Origin of the sequence: Bellilinea sp., assembly GCF_034432615.1 — a bacterium.
Taxonomy (GTDB): Bacteria; Chloroflexota; Anaerolineae; order Anaerolineales; family Anaerolineaceae; genus Bellilinea.
In genome coordinates this window covers 1-4110 of sequence record NZ_DAOUBL010000026.1, presented here as the reverse complement: position 1 = coordinate 4110, position 4110 = coordinate 1, and the positions used below count along the sequence as shown (strand labels likewise).

The following is a 4110-nucleotide window of genomic DNA, read 5'->3' as shown; positions in this document are numbered from 1 at the left end:
TGCAGACCGGTGAACGGATCGAACACCAGGCCGTATTCGCCGGTACCGCGGATGAGCATCTGGTCATAAATCCAGTTGGAACCGTTGAGCGCGTTCCACGGCTCGGTGAGGATGCTGGGCATGGCAATGGTCATTGAGCCGCCCACTTCACCTTCGCGGCGGATGGTGTACGGCCACAACTGCGAACCATACACTGCGCCGTAGAGGTCCGAAGCAACCTGCACTTCGGCGCGCAGCGGGGTGATGCTGGCGCGGTCGACCAGCCAGATACGCACCGAATCCTGCAAGGCCAGTTCGAGGGCTCTGCCCATCAACTCGGTGCGTTCTTCAAGAGTCTTGTAAGCGCGGTTTTCAAGGTCGAGAGCGATTTTATCAAATTCCTCAGTGGGGGTGTAAGCCTGCCACAAGGGGAAGGCCAGACCGCGCGGGGTGTAGAAGAACGAGAAGTTATCGCCCAGGTCGCGCGGTACTGCGGTGGTGATCCAGCCGCCGGTGTAAATATGGAATTTACCGTCGCCCGGGTTGCCGCGGATCCAGATGGGGGAGGCTTCCGCAGCGGTCTTGTAGTCGCGCGTCACGGTGAAGCCAATATCTTCCAGTTGGGTTGCCACATAGTCACCGATCAGGCGGCGTTCGTCTTCGGTGCGGATCAGAACGATGATTTCAACCGGTTCGCCATTGTATTGCCACTTGCCGTCCACAAGTGTCGCGCCCAGTTTTTCCATTTCGGCAGCAATCAGCTGCTGGGCTTTTTCTTTGTCATAGGCGTACTTCAATTCGATCTTGCGGGCAATCTCCGCCAGGCGAGCGTAGTCCGTAGAGGCGACATTAAACGGAGTGTAACGCGGCAATCCCAGACCTTTCAGGATCTCGCTGACAATGTAGTCGCGGTCAATCAGGTAGTTCATCGCCTCGCGCACAGCCGGCACGGCAAACGGGTTGAGCTTGCCGGTGCCTTCAAAAATCGGACCGGCCGGGTTGAAGGTCAGCTCGTTGTAAGACCCAAACGAGCGCTCCGATTTGAGATCGGGGCTGGCGGCTACTTTGGCTGCAATTTCGGCATTGCTGACGGTGTAAGCGTAGATGTCAATGTCCTTGTTTTGCAAACGGGTGATTGCCGCGTCAGCATTGGGTTCTTCAACCACGACGATGGTGTCCAGCCAGGCGCCGTTGCGGTCAACACGGGTGGGTTCGGGGGTCACGACGACTTCGACCGGCTTTTCAACCTCGACCGTCTTGACCACTTCGACTTGTTCCGTCACCACCTGGGTCACCACCTGGGTGCCCTGCTGGCAGGCCGAAAGGACCATGCTGGCAATGACCAACAGTCCAATGACCAGAAGTGTATAACGCTTCATGTTTCTCCTCCTTCTTTATGGGATTTTAGGATGATCAGAGGTTTCCTCCGATTTTTGGGCTCACAGGGCTGGTAGATTTGGACGGAATCCACCGATGGACTGTGAGTTTACAACTATCCTAATTGTAAATAAATCGGATGGAAAGTGCAAGCAATATAGCATATTCTCATGGCAGAGTCAAGAAAATTGCTGCACAGGACAGCCCGGAATGAATAGATTAATCAGAGGATTAGACAATTAGGCCGCCGGCAGCAATACCGCCCCGCTCAGCGGCGGGAGTGTCAATCCGTGCAACCGCCGGTTGTCAACCCGTGCGCCGCCGCTGCCAAGCACATTGCGCCAAATCAGCCCTTCGGGCAGGTCAGCCGCTGCTGGGATGTTGACCTCATAAGAAGCCGCTGCCGAGCGGTTGATGACCACCATGGCAAGGTCTTGTCCCAGCCGGCGCAGGTAAACCAGCGCCTGCCCGGCTGCATGCAACACCTCAAAAGTCCCGCGGCGCAAGGCCGGGTGTTGATGGCGCAGGCGAATCAGATTCTGGTAAAAAGCGCGCAACTCGGCGTCCCAGCGGCTTTCATCCCACGGAAAGGCACGCCGGCAGTCGGGGTCTTTGCCGCCCTCCATGCCGATTTCATCACCGTAATAAATGCAGGGCGCTCCCGGATAGGTGAACAGGAACAGGGCTGCCAGCCGCTGCAAGCGCCGATCACCCCCTGCAATGGAAAGGAAACGGGCTGTGTCGTGGCTGTCCAGCAGGTTCAACTGCGCCTGCACCGCCGGAAGCGGGTATTTTCCCAATAATGTGCTGACATTTTGGGCGAACTTCTCGGCCTGCGGCGTAAAGTACTGCGGCCCATGCTCGTACCAGTGGCCGACCAGCTCCTTATCCATCTTTTCGCCGCCGAAGAAACCCCAGCAGGCGTAGGTGAGCAGATAATTCATCACCCCGTCAAATTGATCGCCCTGCAGCCAGCGCTCGGCATCCCAGGGGATTTCGCCAGTGATGTAGGCATCCGGGTTGGTCTGCTTGACCACCTGACGAAATTCCTGCCAGAAGGCGTCATCATCCACGCAGAAAGGCACATCCAGCCGCCAGCCGTCAATGCCCTGTTCCAGCCAGTAGCGCGCCACGTTAAAAATGAAGCGCCGAACCTGGGGATTTTGGTGGTTGAACTCCGGCAGCGCCGGCAGCCCCCACCAGCAGTCATAATTGGGTTTGCCGTGGTAGGCGTTCAGCGGAAAACCTTTGACGCGAAACCAATCCAGATAGGGTGACTGCGCCCCACATTCGAGAATATGATTGAACTGGAAAAATCCGCGGCTGGCGTGATTGAAAACGCCGTCCAGCACAATTTTAATGCCGCGGCGGTGAGCCTCATCCAGCAGACGGCGCAGGGCGGCATCACCGCCCAGCAGCGGGTCAACGCGGTAATAATCATGGGTGTGGTAGCGGTGATTGGACGCCGATTGAAAAACCGGCGTAAAGTAAATGGCGGTAATCCCCAGATCCTGTAAATAATCCAGTTTTTCGGCCACACCCAGCAGGTCGCCGCCCTTGAAGCCGTGAGGGGTTGGTGAGACGTCCCACGCTTCGAGGTTGTTGGGCTTTTCCAGGCTGGGGCTGGAGGCGAAACGGTCGGGGAAGATCTGGTAAAAAACGGCATCATGAACCCACTGCGGGGTGATGAAGGTGGATGTCATGCAAAGTCCTCACAGGTGTGGAATGGAAGAAAAAGTTGAAAGGATTTTACCATCAAACGGGGCACTGCTTTTGAGGCAGGATGTGTGCCTCAGGGCAAGCGCATTTGCAATGAACGGTGCTTCATCCGCAGGCGGTAGGGACGTCAACAACGGTCTGTCCTGTTGAGCGAGCGCGGCAGTCTCCGGCTGGGCGCGAGACTCCCGTCAGCACTGGTGAGTGTCACTTCGTTCGGAGTGACATTAATTCTTGTTTGTGTCGCTGCACCCGGAACAACATTAACAGTCCCATGTCCTTTTGAGCGAGCGTAGCGAGCGTGGCAGCTTCTGACAGGGCCCCCTCCTGCGCCTCCCCCAAAATCGGCGCAGCGATTTTGGGGGAGGAGGGTGGGGGTGATTCCCGTCAGGACGGGTTAATGTCACTGCGAGCGAGCGCAGCGAGCGCGGCAATCTCCGGCAGGGCACCCCTGCGCCTCCCCCAATATCGCATTAGCGATATTGGAGGAGGTTGGAGGGGGTTCATCTCGCTGCTGATCAGGTTTGGTGCTTATCCCGAACCCACGTTAAAAAGGCAGGGCTGTGTGCAGGAAATTAAGCGGATATTCAAGGAAGAATGTACCGGAATCTTTATCCAATTCGTAATTGACAGACATTTTCAAAAGAGTAAAATAGAAAATACTTCAACTTCACCCTGTTTCCCTTCTATCCCATTTTCAATTTAAGGAGGAAAGAAATGCGCAAGAACCGTTTCGGATTGTTGTTCGTTTTGGTGGTGGTTGCATTGCTGGCTGCACAATGCGCCCCCGCCGCCACCCCCGCCGCGCAAGAAACCGGCAAGACCTATAAACTGGCCGCCATCTTTCCGGGCGTGATTACCGATGCCGACTACAACACCCTGGCGTATGTCGGTATTTCGGAATTACAAAAAGCCACCGGCGTTCAAACCGCATATTCCGAGAGCGTTGCCGTTCCGGATGTAGACCGCGTCATGCGCGAATACATTGACGGCGGCTACAACATCATCTGGACGCACGGCGGTCAGTTCCTCACCCAA

At 56.3% G+C, this 4110-nt stretch carries 3 protein-coding genes; 1 reads left to right on the top strand and 2 read right to left on the bottom strand.

All coding sequences use genetic code 11. From position 1 onward, the window contains the following. Together VAE48_RS01345 and VAE48_RS01340 are read right to left on the bottom strand one after the other, a co-directional pair. A partial coding sequence (locus tag VAE48_RS01345; RefSeq protein ID WP_322791508.1) for an ABC transporter substrate-binding protein occupies positions 1-1358 on the bottom strand: 1358 nt, incomplete at its 3' end. A 237-nt stretch (positions 1359-1595) separates the two neighbouring features. After that, entirely contained in the window at positions 1596-3059 is a 1464-nt protein-coding gene (locus VAE48_RS01340) for a glycoside hydrolase family 13 protein (RefSeq protein WP_322791507.1), read from the bottom strand. A gap of 730 nt (positions 3060-3789) precedes the next feature. Here VAE48_RS01340 and VAE48_RS01335 point away from each other — a divergent pair. Continuing rightward, a partial coding sequence (locus VAE48_RS01335) for a BMP family ABC transporter substrate-binding protein (protein ID WP_322791506.1) occupies positions 3790-4110 on the top strand: 321 nt, incomplete at its 3' end.

What these genes read in the sequence shown, in the direction of transcription:
- VAE48_RS01340 (WP_322791507.1), bottom strand. Translation starts at nt 3,059, where the DNA reads ATGACATCCACCTTCATCACCCCGCAGTGGGTTCATGATGCCGTTTTT.